This window comes from Mycobacterium sp. RTGN5 (assembly GCF_033804465.1).
GTDB lineage: Bacteria > Actinomycetota > Actinomycetes > Mycobacteriales > Mycobacteriaceae > Mycobacterium.
The window spans coordinates 2,324,388-2,337,665 of the sequence record NZ_JAPZLA010000001.1; the positions used below are offsets into that span (position 1 = coordinate 2,324,388).

The window sequence follows — 13,278 nt, forward strand, 5'->3', positions numbered from 1 at the left end:
ACGAGGATGCGACCGACCGACGCGTGCCCCTGCGGGTCCGGTGAGCCGCTCGGCCGGTGTTGCCTGCCACTGCACCGGGGCGAAAGTCAGGCCGCCACCGCCGAACAGCTGATGCGGGCCCGCTACAGCGCCTATGCCGTCGGCGACCTCGACTACGTCTGGCAGACCTGGCATCCGCGCACCCGGCCCGGGGCGTTGACGCCGGACGGCGGCCTCGCCTGGACCGGTCTGCAGATCCTCGACGCGGTCGACGGCCTCGCGGGGGATCAGACCGGCGAGGTCGAATTCCGCGCGTCCTTCCGTGACGGGCGGCAAAGTGGGACGCTGCATGAGCGGTCCCGGTTCGCCGTGCGAGCCCGCCGCTGGTTTTACCTCGACGGGGATCTGTTCGACTGACCGTCGCCGACGCGGGCGCGATGAGTTTCCACATCCGCGGGAGTCAGTCTGTGAAGACGACATCACCGAAAGGATCAATCGTGACTGAGTACGCCGCCCCGATCGGGGCGCCCATCTGGTTCGACCTGATGAGCAGTGATCCCGCGCGCGCCGCGGAGTTCTATCACCAGATCTTCGGCTGGGACCTCGAGGGGCCTGCGCATCCGGAGTTCGGTGGCTACCAGAACTTCACCCGCAACGGTAAGCGCGTCGCCGGTCTGGTCCCGCAGATGCCCGACGCCGGTCCGGCGAATATCTGGTCGGTGTACCTGCACACCAGTGATGGCGACGCCACCGTCGCGGCAGCGCAGGCCGCGGGGGCGACGGTTATGGTGCCGCCGATGGCCGTCGGCGATCTGGGCTCGATGATGGTGGTCGTCGACCCCGCAGGCGCGGCCATCGGATTCTGGCAGCCCGGCACGCATCCCGGATTCACCGAATGGGGTGAGCACGGCACTCCCTACTGGTTCGAATGTCAGAGCAAGGACTACGACGCATCACTGGCGTTCTATCGAACGGTTCTCGGTGCCCGCATCGAGGAGATCGGAACCGGCGGCGACCCGGATGCTGTCGGACCGGACCGCTACGGGCAGGTCTTCGCCGGCGAGAGCGCCTATTCGGGAATCATGGATTCTGCCAAGCTATTTCCCGCCGAGGTGCCGTCGTTCTGGCAGGTGTACATCACCGTCGATGACGTCGCTGCGACGGTGAAGCAGAGCGAGACGCTGGGTGCGGAGATCCTGATGCCCGGCGAGGAGACGCCCTACGGCACCCTGGCGGCGATCAGGGATCCGCTGGGCGCACTCATCTGCCTTGGCCATCCGCCGGCCGGGATGTAAGGCCCAAACGCCAACGAACCGGGACGCTCAATGAGCTGTCCCGGTCCGCTGTGTGGGGGTGAGCCGTTGGCTCACATAAGGTCTCAGGCCAGCAAGCCGGCGGGATCGGTGAAGGGCAGGCCGAGGTCATGGGCGACCTCGCGGCTGAGCAGTTGGCCCTGATGGGTCGACAAACCCTTGGCCAGCGCCGGGTCGGACAGGCAGGCGTCCTGCCAGCCCTTCTCGGCCAGCTTGATCACGTAGGGCATGGTGGCGTTGGTCAACGCGTACGTCGACGTGCGCGGCACCGCGCCCGGCATGTTCGCGACGCAGTAGAACACCGCGTCATGCACATTGAAGGTCGGGTTGTCGTGTGTGGTGGGCTTCGAATCCTCGAAGCAGCCACCTTGGTCGATGGCGATGTCCACCAGGACCGCGCCCGGCTTCATCTGTGCCACAGTCGCATTGGTGACCAACTTGGGGGCCTTGGCGCCGGGCACCAGGACGGCGCCGATGACCAGGTCCGCCTGCTTGACCGCGTCCTCCAGGTCGAGCTGTGAGGAGTACCGGGTCTCGATGGCGCCGCAGTACTCGGCGTCGATCTTGCGCAGGATGTTGACGTTGAGGTCGAACACGGTGACGTGTGCGCCCATACCCCAGGCGACGGCGGCGGCGTTGTCGCCGGCCATTCCGCCGCCGATCACCACGACCTTGGCCGGTGCGACGCCGGGGACACCGCCCATCAGCACGCCGCGGCCACCCTGGGTACGCATCAGGTGATAGGCACCGACCTGAGCAGCGAGCCGGCCGGCGACCTCACTCATCGGGGCCAGCAGCGGAAGCGCGCCATCGGCCGTCTGGACGGTCTCGTAGGCGATCGACGTCGTGCCCGACGCCAGGAGGGCATCGGTGCACGGGCGCGAGGCGGCCAGGTGCAGGTAAGTGAACAGGGTCTGGCCCTTACGCATGCGGGCGTATTCGGCCTCGATGGGTTCCTTGACCTTCAGCAGCAGGTCGGCCTCGGCCCACACCTGCTCGGCGCTGTTGATGATCTGCGCGCCGGCGGCCTTGAAATCGGCGTCGTGGATGGCTGATCCCTCGCCGGCACCGGCCTGGACGATCACCTCGTGGCCGCGGCGGACCAGCTCGGACACGCCGGCCGGGGTGATGGCGACGCGGTACTCGTTGTTCTTGATCTCGGTCGGGATGCCGACACGCATGATCGCTCCTAGTTCGGGAATTGGCTTAGAAGAATTGTGAAGAACTATCGATATAAAGGCAATCGAGACGACAAAGATTCGTTAGAATCCACACATGCCCGAAGGATCAACGAAAACTGCTGCCCGTTCGGCGGGCGCGCCGAAGGATGTTCGGGCCGCCGAGCTCGACGAGGTCGACCGGCGGATTTTGGCGGCGTTGCACGCCGATGCGCGTATCTCCAACAGTGCGCTGGCCGACGCGGTCGGCATCGCTCCGTCGACCTGTCACGGGCGGGTACGCCGCCTGCAGGACGTCGGTGTGATCCGGGGTTTCTACACCGATATCGATCCCGCCGCGATCGGCCTGTCGCTGCAGGCGATGATCTCTGTGAGCCTGCAAGCCAACGCCCGCGGCAGGATCCGTAACTTCATCCAGCAGATCCGGCGCAAGCCGCAGGTGATGGACGTCTACTTCCTGGCGGGCGGCGACGATTTCATCCTGCACGTCGCGGCGCGCGACACCGAGGATCTGCGATCGTTCGTGGTGGAGAACCTCAACGCCGATGCCGACGTAGCGGGCACGCAGACGTCGCTGATCTTCGAACACCTTCGCGGTGCCGCGCCGCTCTAGGCAGCGGATTCGCTTGGCGCCCAACGTAACGCCATGGTGGGAAATCGTCCCGATCATCGCCGTGGCGTTACGGTCGCCGCGCCGAGGATGCGGCCGAGGCTTTCGCCTTGCGCTGGGCGGTCGGCTTCTTGGCCTGGGTGGCAGCACCTTTGGACGCCGACGCCGACGCCGACGCCGACGCCGATGTCCCCGCCGGTGGAGTGGGATCCGGGATGTCGACGGGCCGGTGGTAGGCCTTTTCGATGATCGGTCGCAGCGCGTTGTCCAACGCCGGCGCCAGCGGCCCGGCCCACGCGACCAGCGGCAGAGTCTTGGTGGGCACCCACACATAGGTGACCTTGCCCGGGTGCCCGGCCACCTCCGGTGTGAAGCGGACGTTGTTCGGGTCGTCGAGATCGACCTGGCGGTAGTCCGAGTGAATCGAGAACATCCCGACGACGGCATTGGCCACCGCGAGCAGATTGCGGGGATCGTCGGGCCAGTCGGCCCACCCGTCGTACTGCCGGATGACCTCGGTGCCCTGATAGGCCGTGTCGGGCGGTAGCCACGGCGCGGTAGCGGTTTCGGTCTTGGGCCGCCGACCGCCGTACGGGTTCTCGGTATTGCCGATCGACACCCAGGTCAGCCGCGATGGATCCGGAGCACTCGACGGGTCGGCGGCAAACCGGCGCAGATCGGCGTAGATGACCTGCCCGCCCTCGCTATGCCCGAACAGAACGATTTGCTCGTCGCTGGGCAGCGCATCGATCGCCTGCACGACCTTCGCCGCGCCCTCGTCGGTAAAGGCGCGACCCGGAAACGCGAAATAGTCGACCGGCTGACAGTGGTTGGGCGACTTGCATAGGTCGCCCTGCAGCTGCTGCGGCACGAAATGCCAGATGTGCTGCATTCCGACGAACCCGCCCTCGAGCGTCAGAACGGTTGCGGCATTACCGATGGGAGCCGTCGCGACGAGTGCGGCACTCATCAGCACGGCCAACCCGGCTCGTTTGATCATCCCCCGACCTCCCCAATCGAATCGTAGGACCCAGGAACCCTCGATGAACTGTGTTTGCGGCATTGATTCGGGGTGACTAGTGCGGCGCTGCCCTATCACCTAGCTTTCTCTCAACGCGGCAAAGGGAGGTGGACGAGTGAGTCTGTCGCTTGCGGACATCGAGAGATGGGATGTCTCGTCGATCAACGCGGTGGCCAGCGCGGCCGACGGGCAAGGCAAGGCCACCCGGGCGATCGCCGACCAACTCGGGATGATCGTCGACGGCATTCGATGGGATGGCAACGCCGCCGACGGCGCCCGTGCTGCGATGGGACGGACCCGTCAGGAGCTGTACTCCCACGCCGACAAATATCAGTCGGTCGCCCAAGCGGCATCGCGATCCGCACCGCAAGTAGCCGACCTCAAGCAGGAGTGGCACGCCATCCAGGACGAGGCGGCGGCCTGGGGCGTCACGATCGACACGGCGTCGGGTGAAGTGTCGTGGCACGTCTATGCGGGGCAGTCGGCGGCCGAGCAGGCGATTGTCGAGGATGTTGTCGAGGAGATCGTCGCGCACATTGTCGGGCTGAGGCGGCGCGCCGAGCAGATTGACGCCGAACTGGCCACTGCCATCGACAGCGCCGACGTTCAGGCCTTGGGGTTCGGGACGAATGGCGATGTGCCGCTGTCTCCGGGATTTGACGAGGTCCGCCGTCGCGGCAACCAGATCGAGGCCTTCCGAAAGGCTTTCGGCCGCGACCCGGTCAGTCCTGCCGACTGGGATACCGCCGCCGCACTCGACCCGACTAGCTACGACCCGAAGAATCACGATGTGCCGGCGAATGTCGTGGTCGGACGCATCAAGCCGGTGCCGGGCCAGGGTGTCGTGCGGACCAATCTGTTCATCCCGGGAGAGACAGCCGCTACCCCCTTTGGTGACAACCTCGGTGATGCACGGGGTTTCGATCCCACTGCGGCACCGGAGGAGTCTCGGGTGACCTTCTACGTGGACTACGAGAACGGCATCGTCGTCGCCAGGCAGAATCCGTCCGTCAAACCCGGCACTGGCGCGGAGGCCGGCACGCCGGACATCAGAGTCAGCCAGAACCCGAACGGTTCGGTGTTGATCGACTACAAGGCCGTCGACCCGTTCTCTCCTGGCGGCGAAGACCTTGGCAAATCCAGTCCATGGAACGTCAACGGCCGACTTGTGATCAAGCCGGCCGACGCCGGGCCGATCGCGGGTGGTGTCATATCCGATTTCCCCGCGATCGAGATCTACAACGACCGCGATGGAGCGACGCGGTTGGTCGACAGGATCATGCCGCTGAATGTCGGACCCTACGGACCATTCTTGGGGCTGCCGCTGTCCCAGCAGATTGGTCCGGGCCTGATGGGCGAATTCCCGGACGATGTCTACCTGCCCCCGCCCGGACTCCCGGTTCACCCACCGTCGGGCTTCCCGGCACCCCATGTGTCCCTGCCGCCCGCGACCCCCACACCGCCGCTTGTCATCCCGTACCCCTCGGTTGAGCTTGGGCCGGTCGATCAACAAGTCAAGGTGCCGGTCGGAAAATGAAAATTAGGGTGGTGTGATGTCGGGACAACAATCTGGAATCCGAGCCAGGCTGGCGGTTTTCTCCGGTGCGGCGCTAGGCGGCGTCTATTGGGGACTGCTGTCGATGCTTGCGGTAGCTCACCAGCGCGGCCAGGTCGACGCTGGCTGGATCACTCCGGGCGATCTCCTCATTGTCATAGCCACGAGCGTCTTGACCTTGCTCGCCGGTGTGGCACTACTTCGGGTTTCGCGGACGGCAGCTCGTACCGCCGGAGTTGCCTTGATCATCTGCGCGTTGTCCGGCTGGGTGCTGTTCGGCACCGTGGCGTTTCAGTCCTCGCTGTGGAGGGCGTGATGTCCTGGGAGTCTGAACGCGCGCGAGATCCCGGCGCGCAGCCGGCGCCCAGACTGGCCCCACTTGTGGTCGGATTTGTCCTCGGTTTGGTGGCAACGGGTGGCACGCCCTTCGTGTACTACTGGCTGTTCGCGCCGATATTTCCGATCATGGCGGGCATCGTCGTGGTCCTTCTAGCCATCAAATTCAAGCAACTCTGGCCCGTCGCCGAGGGCCTGTTCGCGGCGGCATTTTTTGGTGTCGCCTTCGTGCTGGTCGCCTTCGCCGGTCTAGGCACTTTGTTGTCTCGCTAGGCTTGCACCCATGCGAGTTGCGGTCCTGGGAGCCAGAGGCAAAGTCGGAACCACCATGTCCGAGGCGGTGCGGGCGGCTGACGACCTGACGCTGAGCGCCGAAGTCGACGCCGGTGACGCCCTGTCATTGTTGACCGACAGCGACACCGAAGTGGTCATCGACTTCACCCACCCCGATGTGGTGATGGACAACCTGAAGTTCCTCATCGACAACGGAATCCACGCCGTCGTCGGCACCACCGGTTTCACCGACGAGCGCATCGACACGGTTCGTTCGTGGCTGGCCGACAAACCCGGCTCGGCGGTGTTGATCGCCCCCAACTTTGCGATCGGTGCCGTGCTGTCGATGCACTTCGCGCAGAAGGCGGCCCCGTATTTCGAATCGGTGGAAGTCATCGAACTGCACCACCAGCACAAGGCCGACGCCCCGTCGGGCACGGCGACCCGCACGGCCCGGCTGATCGCGGAGGCGCGAAAAGGCTTGCCGCCCAATCCCGATGCCACCAGTACCGGACTAGAAGGGGCGCGCGGCGCCGACGTCGACGGCATTCCGGTCCACTCCATCCGGCTGACCGGCCTGGTCGCGCACCAGGAGGTGCTCTTCGGCACGCTCGGCGAGACGCTGACCATCCGGCACGACAGCCTGGACCGCACGTCGTTCGTTCCCGGCGTCCTGCTCGCCGTCCGCCAGGTCGCGACTCGGCCCGGACTCACCATCGGAATCGAACCGCTGCTCGACCTGTGAACCCCGCACTGCGCATCCAACTGCTGATCGGCTTCATGTGTGCGGCCCTGGTGGTCTACTTCGTGCTGCTGGGCCGCACCGGGATCACACTCATCGGAACGGGCACGCCGGTTGCGGTCGCGCTCGGTATCGGGGTGCTGATCCTGCCGGTCGTCGGGGCGTGGGCGATGGTCGCCACGCTGCGGGCTGGGTTCGCTCATCAGCGTTTGGCCCGACTCGCCGTTGAAAGCGGGATGGAACTCGACGTGAGCGACCTGCCGCGGAATCCGTCGGGACGTATCGACCGCGACGCCGCCGACGCCCTGTTCGATACCGTGCGGGCCGAACTGGAAGCCGACCCGGATAACTGGCAGCGCTGGTATCGGCTGGCCCGGGCTTACGACTATGCCGGCGATCGCGGGCGCGCACGCGAGACAATGCGCAAAGCTGTTGCCCTGCAATTGGAGCAGAAAAGATGAAGCGCTTGCTGATCGTGCATCACACACCGTCTCCGCACTGCCAGGAAATGTTCGAGGCGGTGCTCGCCGGAGCCACCGACCCCGACATCGAGGGTGTCGAGGTCGTGCGCCGCCCCGCACTCACCTGCTCGTCGACCGACATGCTCGAAGCCGACGGTTACCTGCTGGGCACTCCTGCCAACCTCGGCTACATCAGTGGCGCGCTCAAACATGCTTTCGACCAGTCGTACTACCAGCTGCTGGACTCCACCCGCGGCCGACCGTTCGGTGTCTACCTGCACGGCAACGAAGGCACCGAAGGAGCTGAGCGTGCCGTCGACGGCATCACTGCGGGGCTTGGCTGGGTGCGGGCCGCGGAGAACGTTGTGGTGATGGGTAAGCCGACCAAGGCGGACGTGGAGGCGTGTTGGAACCTCGGTGCCACCGTCGCGGCGACCCTAATGCGCTGACTGACAGTGACTGTCACTTACCAGGGGCTACTACGCGCCGGCGCTATCGATCGAGGACGTCCGGGACCACCTCGGTGAGATCCGCGATGAAAGCGACTACACAGTCCCGTCCGGGCCGGCCGATGAAATGGCCGAACTGTTCACAACCATCATGGGCTGACCTCACTCGCCGCCGGAGGTCGCCGCCCCGATGTCCAGGACGCCGCCGCCCTCGGCGTCTTCGACCTCGACCACCGGCTCGTCGCGGTCGTCGAATTCCAGCCGCAGCGCTCGCGACATGATCGCGTGCTGGACGTACATGGTGGTGGTGTAGGTGAACTCGAGGATGTCCTTGTCGCTGAACACTTCTCGAAGTTGGACCATCAACTGCTCGGGGACCCGGCCCTGCTGGCCCGCCAGGCAGTCGGCATACGCCAGCAACAGCCGCTCGGTGTGGTCGAAACAGTCGGCGGTCTGCCACGAGGGGATTGCCGCGATCTGCTCCTCGGACAGGCCCGCCGACCGGGATGCCTTGCAGTGCTGCGAGAACACGAACTGGCTGCCGACCACCCAGCCGGCCCGGATCTGTCCGAGTTCGCGATGGTCGGCACGGATGCCGACCTCCTCGCGGTAGAGCCGGAATCCGCGGACAGCATGCCGCAGCGCGGCGGGGGACTGGGCCATGATCGTCCACCAGTCGCCTGTGGTGCCGCCGACCGTGCCGGGGTCGGCGACCGGGTCGCGATCGCCGAACATGAAGTCGTACATCTTCCGGGTGAAGTCGTCGGTGACCTCGGCGCGAGACACCTGGTCGAGTCGTGGCATGGTCGAGTCCTCTCAGCCGGGTATCTCTCGGCAGGGTATTAGGGGCGCAATCCCGACAGGATCATCTCGGCGAAGACATCGCCGATCTCGGTCAGGGAGCGGCGGCCACCGGGCACGTACCACCGGTAGATCCAGTTGTGCATGCCCAGGACCCCGAGCATCACCATTCGTGGGTCGAGATCGCTGCGGAAGACCTCGGTGGTGATGCCCTCCTCGATGATCGCTAGCAGTGTTCGGCCGTAGTCATCGGCGTTGCTGACGATGCCCTCGGTGCCGGACATGGCGGCGATGTGGTGGCTTTCGCTGAACAGCAGGAACAGTTCGGGGCGGTTCTGAAGGTCCTCGACGTAATGGCGCAGCGCGCGACGCAGTTTGACGTCGGCCCGCCCGTCGGACTCCAACGCTTCACGGCAGTGGCGCGTCATCTCGAGTGCCGGGCCCTCGATGAGCGCGATCAGCAGCTCTTCTTTGGTTCCCACGTAGTAGTAGAGCGAGGCCCGGTTGATCCCCACCTCAGCGGCTACGTCCTCGAGCCGGGCGCGACCGAATCCCTCACGCCCGAAGACCGCCGCCGCTCCCACCAGAATGCTGCGCCAGCGCTCGTTGGACGCCCGCCGATCGGCACTGCGCCGCTGCTCGCGCCGCCGGGCGTTGTCACTCTGCGCGTGTGTGGCTGGGATCGGTCTCGCCCTCCGGTCGTGATCGGCTCGCCTAGCCAAAATACGTCATTTGTCGTGCGGCCTCGCCCATCGCAACGTCGGCGCTGAGCGTCACGATCTGGCGTCCATCCTGGACCGGCAGGTCGGCTGGGCCTACCGTCGGTGCCATGGGGATTGCTGATCTCGCGCTGGGGGCCGCTCCGATCGCCGGGGGTGCGCTGCTCGGTGTCGCCGCAGGCGGCCTGAAGGGGCCCGACGTCCGAGGTGCGATCAAGGCCGACATCGAGCTGCTCGACAAGATCCCGGAGGAGAACGTCGAACTGCGCGCGGCATTGCGCAAGAGCATCGACGAGCGCATCGCCGATCTCATCGCCGCCACCGAGAAGACCCGCGAACTGCGCGAGATCGCCGGTTCCTACAAGGGCAACTGGCGCGACATCGTGGTCTTCCTCTGCGCCGTGCTGTTCACCATCGTCTGGTGGAACGTGCCGCACAGCCGCACCAACTGGCTGATGATGTTCATCTTCCTGATCGTGCTGTCCGGCGTGGTCGCGCTGTATGCCTCACGCGGCATCATTCGCGGCCTGGCCAGCATCCGTAAGCACCGCAAGGAAGACGACGAGGACGACGCTCAAGCCGGCAAGTGAGCCCCGAAGAAGTCCTTCATCGCGTCCCAGTGCCGCTGTGCGGCGGCCTCGTCGTAAGGGGCGTTGTCGGGCACCGCGAAGCCGTGCCCGGCCGAGTACCACTCGATGGTGTGCTCGACGCCGGCAGCCGTCAGCGCCTTATCGAGCGTCTCGGCGGCTTCGGCGGTGAAGGACGCGTCATTCTCGGCGCCCCCGACGTAGACCGCGGCGCGCATCTGGTCGGCGAGCAGGTGTGGGCTGCCGGAGTCGTCGGTCGCCAGGCCGCCGCCGTGGAACGACATCGCGGCCGCAACACGCTCGGGCAGGCGGCCCGCGACGATCAGCGACGTGCGCCCGCCCATGCAATAACCGGTGGTGCCGAACGTCGTACCGCTGACCTCGGGCCGTGATTCCAGATAGTCAAAGAACGCCGTGGCGTCAGACGCCATCTTGTCCGGGGTGATGCCACCCATCATCGTCATCAGCCGCGTGCGCTCGTCGGCGTCGGTGAACGCCGTGTTCAAGTCGAACGGCGCCCAGTCACCGCTGCGGTAGTAGATGTCGGGCACCAGGACCGCGTAGCCATAGCCGGCCAATTGGGCGGCCATCTCGCGGAACACCGGCCGCGGGCCGCCGGCATCGGGGTACATCAGGACGGCGGGCCACGGGCCGGCGCCGTCGGGGGTCGTGAAGGTGACGGGACAGGCGCCATCGGGCGTGGTCACGGTGTCGGTGATGGTCGGCATGGCATCCGTTCTACTCCTCGGGCATGGACGTAAGCTGGGCGGCGTGCCGATCGCCACGCCGTACGAGGATCTGCTGCGACTTGTGCTCGAGCAGGGCACACCGAAATCCGATCGCACCGGCACTGGCACCCGCAGCCTGTTCGGCCATCAGCTGCGCTACGACCTTTCGGCCGGTTTTCCGCTGATCACCACCAAGAAAGTGCATCTGAAGTCGATCGTCTACGAGCTGCTGTGGTTTCTGCGCGGCGACTCGAACGTCGCCTGGCTGCAGCAGCACGGTGTCAGTATCTGGGACGAATGGGCTTCTCCCACTGGGGATCTCGGACCGGTCTACGGCGTTCAGTGGCGGTCCTGGCCGACGCCGTCGGGCGAGCACATCGACCAGATCAGCGCGTCGCTCGAACTGCTGAAGAGCGACCCTGACTCTCGGCGCAACATCGTGTCGGCCTGGAACGTCGGCGAGATCCCGCAGATGGCACTGCCGCCGTGCCACGCGTTCTTCCAGTTCTATGTCGCCGACGGGCGGCTCAGCTGCCAGCTCTACCAGCGCAGCGCCGACCTGTTCCTGGGTGTGCCGTTCAACATCGCCAGCTATGCACTGCTGACCCACATGATGGCCGCTCAGGCCGGGCTGGCCGTCGGGGAGTTCGTCTGGACCGGCGGCGACTGCCACATCTACGACAACCACGTCGACCAAGTTACCGAGCAGCTCAGTCGCGACCCGCGCCCCTACCCGGAACTTGTTCTTGCTCAGCGTGATTCGATCTTCGACTACGAATACTCCGACGTCGAGATCCGCAACTATGAGCCGCACCCGGCGATCAAAGCGCCGGTCGCCGTATGACCTTCGGCCTGATCTGGGCGCAGTCGACCTCCGGGGTCATCGGCCGCGACGGCGGTATCCCGTGGCGCCTGCCCGAGGACCTGGCTCGCTTCAAGGACCTCACGATGGGGCACACCGTCGTGATGGGCCGGCGTACCTGGGAATCGCTGCCCGCGTCGGTACGGCCGCTGCCGGGCCGCAAAAATGTCGTACTCACCCGGCAAGCTGACTACATGGCTGATGGAGCAACCGTGGTCAGCGGACTGGATGACGTGGTTACCGACAACTCGTGGGTCATCGGCGGGGCGGAGATCTATCACCTCGCCCTGCCCTTGGCGACGCACTGCGAGGTGACCGAGGTCGAGATCGACCTGCGACTCGAGGACGACGACGCCCTGGCCCCGCTTCTCGACGAATCCTGGGTCGGCACGTCGGGGGACTGGCAGACCAGCAGCTCTGGGTTGCGCTACCGGTTCCATCGATACCTGCGGGCATGACCCGGCTATCCACCGACCAAGCCCGCCGCGTTGCCGTTTCGGCGCAGGGCCTGGCTGAGCCCAAGCCGCGTGGGGCGGTGACCCGGGCGCACCTGCGCCGGCTGATCAGCCGCATCCAGGTGCTGCAACTCGACTCGGTGTCGGTCGCGGTGCGCGCCCACTACGCCCCGGTGTTCAGCAGGCTGGGACCCTACGACCGGGACGTGCTCGACGGTGCGGCATGGAGCCACAGCGCCCGTGCGCCGCGGCTGCTGGTCGAGTACTGGGCGCATGAGGCGGCACTGATGGCCGTCGAGGATTGGCCGCTGTTGCGTTGGCGGATGCGGGAATACACCCACGGCCGCTGGGGCACCGAGATCGTCAAGAGGAACCCGCAGCTGGCCGAGAACATTCTGGCCGCTGTCGCTGAACTGGGCCCCAGCACCGCGGGTCAGATCGAAGCCCACCTGGAATCCGAACCGCGCGGGCGCAAGGGACCGTGGTGGGACCGCAGCGACACCAAGTGGGCGGCCGAGGCGCTGTGGTCGTCGGGAGCGCTGACCACGGCCACCCGGGTTGGGTTCGCCCGGCACTATGACCTCAGCGAACGGGTGCTGCCGCCCGAGGTTTTCGCACGCGAGGTCGACGATGTCGAGGCCGTCCGGGAGCTGATGCTGCGCGCCGCCGGCGCGCTCGGGGTGGCTACCGAACCCGATCTGCGCGACTACTTCCGGCTGAATCCTAAGCAGAGCAAGCCCGCGGTCGCCGCGTTGGTCGCTGAGGGTGAGCTGGAGGAAGTCGAGGTTGACGGCTGGTCGGCGCCGGCGTACCTGCGCGCGGGGCAGACAGTGCCCCGGGTGGATCGCGGCACCGCGTTGTTGTGCCCGTTCGACCCGCTGATCTTCTTCCGTCCGCGGGTGGAGCGGCTGTTCGAATTCCATTACCGCATCGAGATTTACACGCCGCAGCCCAAGCGTCAGTTCGGGTACTACGTGTGGCCGTTCCTGCTCGACGGACGCCTGGTCGGGCGCGTCGACCTCAAGGCCGAGCGGGCAAGCGATGCGCTGAACGTGGTCGGCGCGTTCGTCGAGCCAGGGCAGGATCCGGCGGTGGTCGCACCGCGGCTGGCCACCGAACTTCAGACCATGGCGACCTGGCTGAGGCTCGGCAGTGTCACCGTCGGCAAGCGGGGGGACCTGGCACCGGCTCTGCGCAAAGCACTTTGAG

18 protein-coding genes are annotated in these 13,278 nt (G+C 66.2%); 13 read left to right on the forward strand and 5 right to left on the reverse strand.

Annotated elements, in window-relative coordinates:
• Positions 1-6 precede the first annotated feature (6 nt).
• Together SLQ31_RS11300 and SLQ31_RS11305 are read left to right on the forward strand one after the other, a co-directional pair.
• A complete protein-coding gene (locus SLQ31_RS11300; protein ID WP_319432303.1) occupies positions 7-396 on the forward strand; it encodes a YchJ family protein in 390 nt (129 codons plus the stop codon).
• Between the two features lie 80 nt (positions 397-476).
• Complete coding sequence (locus SLQ31_RS11305; protein ID WP_319432304.1) at positions 477-1,274, forward strand: VOC family protein; 798 nt, start codon at positions 477-479, stop codon at positions 1,272-1,274.
• An 83-nt stretch (positions 1,275-1,357) separates the two neighbouring features.
• On the opposite strand, the gene ald is transcribed toward SLQ31_RS11305, so the two are convergent.
• Entirely contained in the window at positions 1,358-2,473 is a 1,116-nt protein-coding gene (gene ald, locus SLQ31_RS11310; RefSeq protein WP_319432305.1) for an alanine dehydrogenase, read from the reverse strand.
• Between the two features lie 94 nt (positions 2,474-2,567).
• Here ald and SLQ31_RS11315 point away from each other — a divergent pair, with 94 nt between their 5' ends.
• Positions 2,568-3,083 carry an Lrp/AsnC family transcriptional regulator gene (locus SLQ31_RS11315; RefSeq protein ID WP_319432306.1) on the forward strand — a complete coding sequence of 172 codons (516 nt, stop codon included), beginning with the start codon at positions 2,568-2,570 and terminating at the stop codon, positions 3,081-3,083.
• 67 nt (positions 3,084-3,150) lie between these two features.
• On the opposite strand, the gene SLQ31_RS11320 is transcribed toward SLQ31_RS11315, so the two are convergent.
• Positions 3,151-4,080, reverse strand: coding sequence for a PE-PPE domain-containing protein (locus tag SLQ31_RS11320; RefSeq protein WP_319432307.1), 930 nt, complete (start codon positions 4,078-4,080; stop codon positions 3,151-3,153).
• 136 nt (positions 4,081-4,216) lie between these two features.
• Here SLQ31_RS11320 and SLQ31_RS11325 point away from each other — a divergent pair, with 136 nt between their 5' ends.
• The 6 genes from SLQ31_RS11325 to SLQ31_RS11350 are packed head-to-tail and all read left to right on the forward strand — an operon-like array spanning position 4,217 to position 7,917.
• Entirely contained in the window at positions 4,217-5,638 is a 1,422-nt protein-coding gene (locus tag SLQ31_RS11325) for a hypothetical protein (RefSeq protein ID WP_319432309.1), read from the forward strand.
• 16 nt (positions 5,639-5,654) lie between these two features.
• A complete protein-coding gene (locus SLQ31_RS11330; RefSeq protein WP_319432311.1) occupies positions 5,655-5,972 on the forward strand; it encodes a hypothetical protein in 318 nt (105 codons plus the stop codon).
• Positions 5,960-6,265 carry a hypothetical protein gene (locus SLQ31_RS11335; protein ID WP_319432313.1) on the forward strand — a complete coding sequence of 102 codons (306 nt, stop codon included), beginning with the start codon at positions 5,960-5,962 and terminating at the stop codon, positions 6,263-6,265. Before SLQ31_RS11330 ends, SLQ31_RS11335 begins: the two co-directional genes overlap by 13 nt.
• A 10-nt stretch (positions 6,266-6,275) precedes the next feature.
• Positions 6,276-7,010 (forward strand): 4-hydroxy-tetrahydrodipicolinate reductase, encoded by a 735-nt coding sequence (gene dapB / locus SLQ31_RS11340; RefSeq protein WP_319432315.1) that lies wholly within the window; start codon positions 6,276-6,278, stop codon positions 7,008-7,010.
• Between the two features lie 35 nt (positions 7,011-7,045).
• The gene (locus SLQ31_RS11345; RefSeq protein WP_319433050.1) at positions 7,046-7,468 is read left to right on the forward strand and encodes a hypothetical protein; all 423 of its coding nucleotides are present in this window, start codon (positions 7,046-7,048) and stop codon (positions 7,466-7,468) included.
• Positions 7,465-7,917 (forward strand): flavodoxin family protein, encoded by a 453-nt coding sequence (locus SLQ31_RS11350; protein WP_319432317.1) that lies wholly within the window; start codon positions 7,465-7,467, stop codon positions 7,915-7,917. Before SLQ31_RS11345 ends, SLQ31_RS11350 begins: the two co-directional genes overlap by 4 nt.
• 162 nt (positions 7,918-8,079) lie before the next feature.
• Here the strand turns inward: SLQ31_RS11350 and SLQ31_RS11355 are convergent, their stop codons facing one another.
• Together SLQ31_RS11355 and SLQ31_RS11360 are read right to left on the reverse strand one after the other, a co-directional pair.
• On the reverse strand, positions 8,080-8,721 hold the full coding sequence (locus SLQ31_RS11355) for a carboxymuconolactone decarboxylase family protein (protein ID WP_319432319.1): 642 nt from the start codon (positions 8,719-8,721) through the stop codon (positions 8,080-8,082).
• A 38-nt stretch (positions 8,722-8,759) separates the two neighbouring features.
• On the reverse strand, positions 8,760-9,302 hold the full coding sequence (locus SLQ31_RS11360; protein ID WP_319432321.1) for a TetR/AcrR family transcriptional regulator: 543 nt from the start codon (positions 9,300-9,302) through the stop codon (positions 8,760-8,762).
• Positions 9,303-9,547: 245 nt separating this feature from the next.
• Between SLQ31_RS11360 and SLQ31_RS11365 the strand changes: the two genes are divergently transcribed.
• Positions 9,548-10,027, forward strand: a complete 480-nt coding sequence (locus SLQ31_RS11365; RefSeq protein ID WP_319432323.1) for a hypothetical protein — start codon at positions 9,548-9,550, stop codon at positions 10,025-10,027.
• Here SLQ31_RS11365 and SLQ31_RS11370 read toward each other — a convergent pair.
• Positions 10,012-10,752: a dienelactone hydrolase family protein gene (locus SLQ31_RS11370; protein WP_319432325.1), complete on the reverse strand. Its 741-nt coding sequence runs from the start codon at positions 10,750-10,752 to the stop codon at positions 10,012-10,014. The genes SLQ31_RS11365 and SLQ31_RS11370 overlap by 16 nt on opposite strands.
• Positions 10,753-10,795: 43 nt before the next feature.
• Here SLQ31_RS11370 and SLQ31_RS11375 point away from each other — a divergent pair, with 43 nt between their 5' ends.
• Genes SLQ31_RS11375 through SLQ31_RS11385 form a run of 3 tightly spaced genes read left to right on the forward strand, consistent with a single transcriptional unit; the run spans position 10,796 to position 13,277 of the window.
• Positions 10,796-11,596 carry a thymidylate synthase gene (locus SLQ31_RS11375; protein WP_319433052.1) on the forward strand — a complete coding sequence of 267 codons (801 nt, stop codon included), beginning with the start codon at positions 10,796-10,798 and terminating at the stop codon, positions 11,594-11,596.
• Positions 11,593-12,072, forward strand: a complete 480-nt coding sequence (locus SLQ31_RS11380) for a dihydrofolate reductase (RefSeq protein ID WP_319432327.1) — start codon at positions 11,593-11,595, stop codon at positions 12,070-12,072. Before SLQ31_RS11375 ends, SLQ31_RS11380 begins: the two co-directional genes overlap by 4 nt.
• On the forward strand, positions 12,069-13,277 hold the full coding sequence (locus SLQ31_RS11385) for a winged helix-turn-helix domain-containing protein (RefSeq protein ID WP_319432329.1): 1,209 nt from the start codon (positions 12,069-12,071) through the stop codon (positions 13,275-13,277). The genes SLQ31_RS11380 and SLQ31_RS11385 overlap by 4 nt, the downstream gene beginning before the upstream one ends.
• Position 13,278 lies beyond the last annotated feature (1 nt).

Bases quoted from the DNA above. Each gene is read 5' to 3' on its own strand.
- SLQ31_RS11300 (WP_319432303.1), top strand. From the start codon at position 7: ATGCGACCGACCGACGCGTGCCCCTGCGGGTCCGGTGAGCCGCTCGGC.
- ald (WP_319432305.1), bottom strand. From the start codon at position 2,473: ATGCGTGTCGGCATCCCGACCGAGATCAAGAACAACGAGTACCGCGTC.
- SLQ31_RS11315 (WP_319432306.1), top strand. From the start codon at position 2,568: ATGCCCGAAGGATCAACGAAAACTGCTGCCCGTTCGGCGGGCGCGCCG.
- SLQ31_RS11320 (WP_319432307.1), bottom strand. From the start codon at position 4,080: ATGATCAAACGAGCCGGGTTGGCCGTGCTGATGAGTGCCGCACTCGTC.
- SLQ31_RS11330 (WP_319432311.1), top strand. From the start codon at position 5,655: ATGTCGGGACAACAATCTGGAATCCGAGCCAGGCTGGCGGTTTTCTCC.
- dapB (WP_319432315.1), top strand. From the start codon at position 6,276: ATGCGAGTTGCGGTCCTGGGAGCCAGAGGCAAAGTCGGAACCACCATG.
- SLQ31_RS11345 (WP_319433050.1), top strand. From the start codon at position 7,046: ATGTGTGCGGCCCTGGTGGTCTACTTCGTGCTGCTGGGCCGCACCGGG.
- SLQ31_RS11350 (WP_319432317.1), top strand. From the start codon at position 7,465: ATGAAGCGCTTGCTGATCGTGCATCACACACCGTCTCCGCACTGCCAG.
- SLQ31_RS11355 (WP_319432319.1), bottom strand. From the start codon at position 8,721: ATGCCACGACTCGACCAGGTGTCTCGCGCCGAGGTCACCGACGACTTC.
- SLQ31_RS11365 (WP_319432323.1), top strand. From the start codon at position 9,548: ATGGGGATTGCTGATCTCGCGCTGGGGGCCGCTCCGATCGCCGGGGGT.
- SLQ31_RS11370 (WP_319432325.1), bottom strand. From the start codon at position 10,752: ATGCCGACCATCACCGACACCGTGACCACGCCCGATGGCGCCTGTCCC.
- SLQ31_RS11380 (WP_319432327.1), top strand. From the start codon at position 11,593: ATGACCTTCGGCCTGATCTGGGCGCAGTCGACCTCCGGGGTCATCGGC.
- SLQ31_RS11385 (WP_319432329.1), top strand. From the start codon at position 12,069: ATGACCCGGCTATCCACCGACCAAGCCCGCCGCGTTGCCGTTTCGGCG.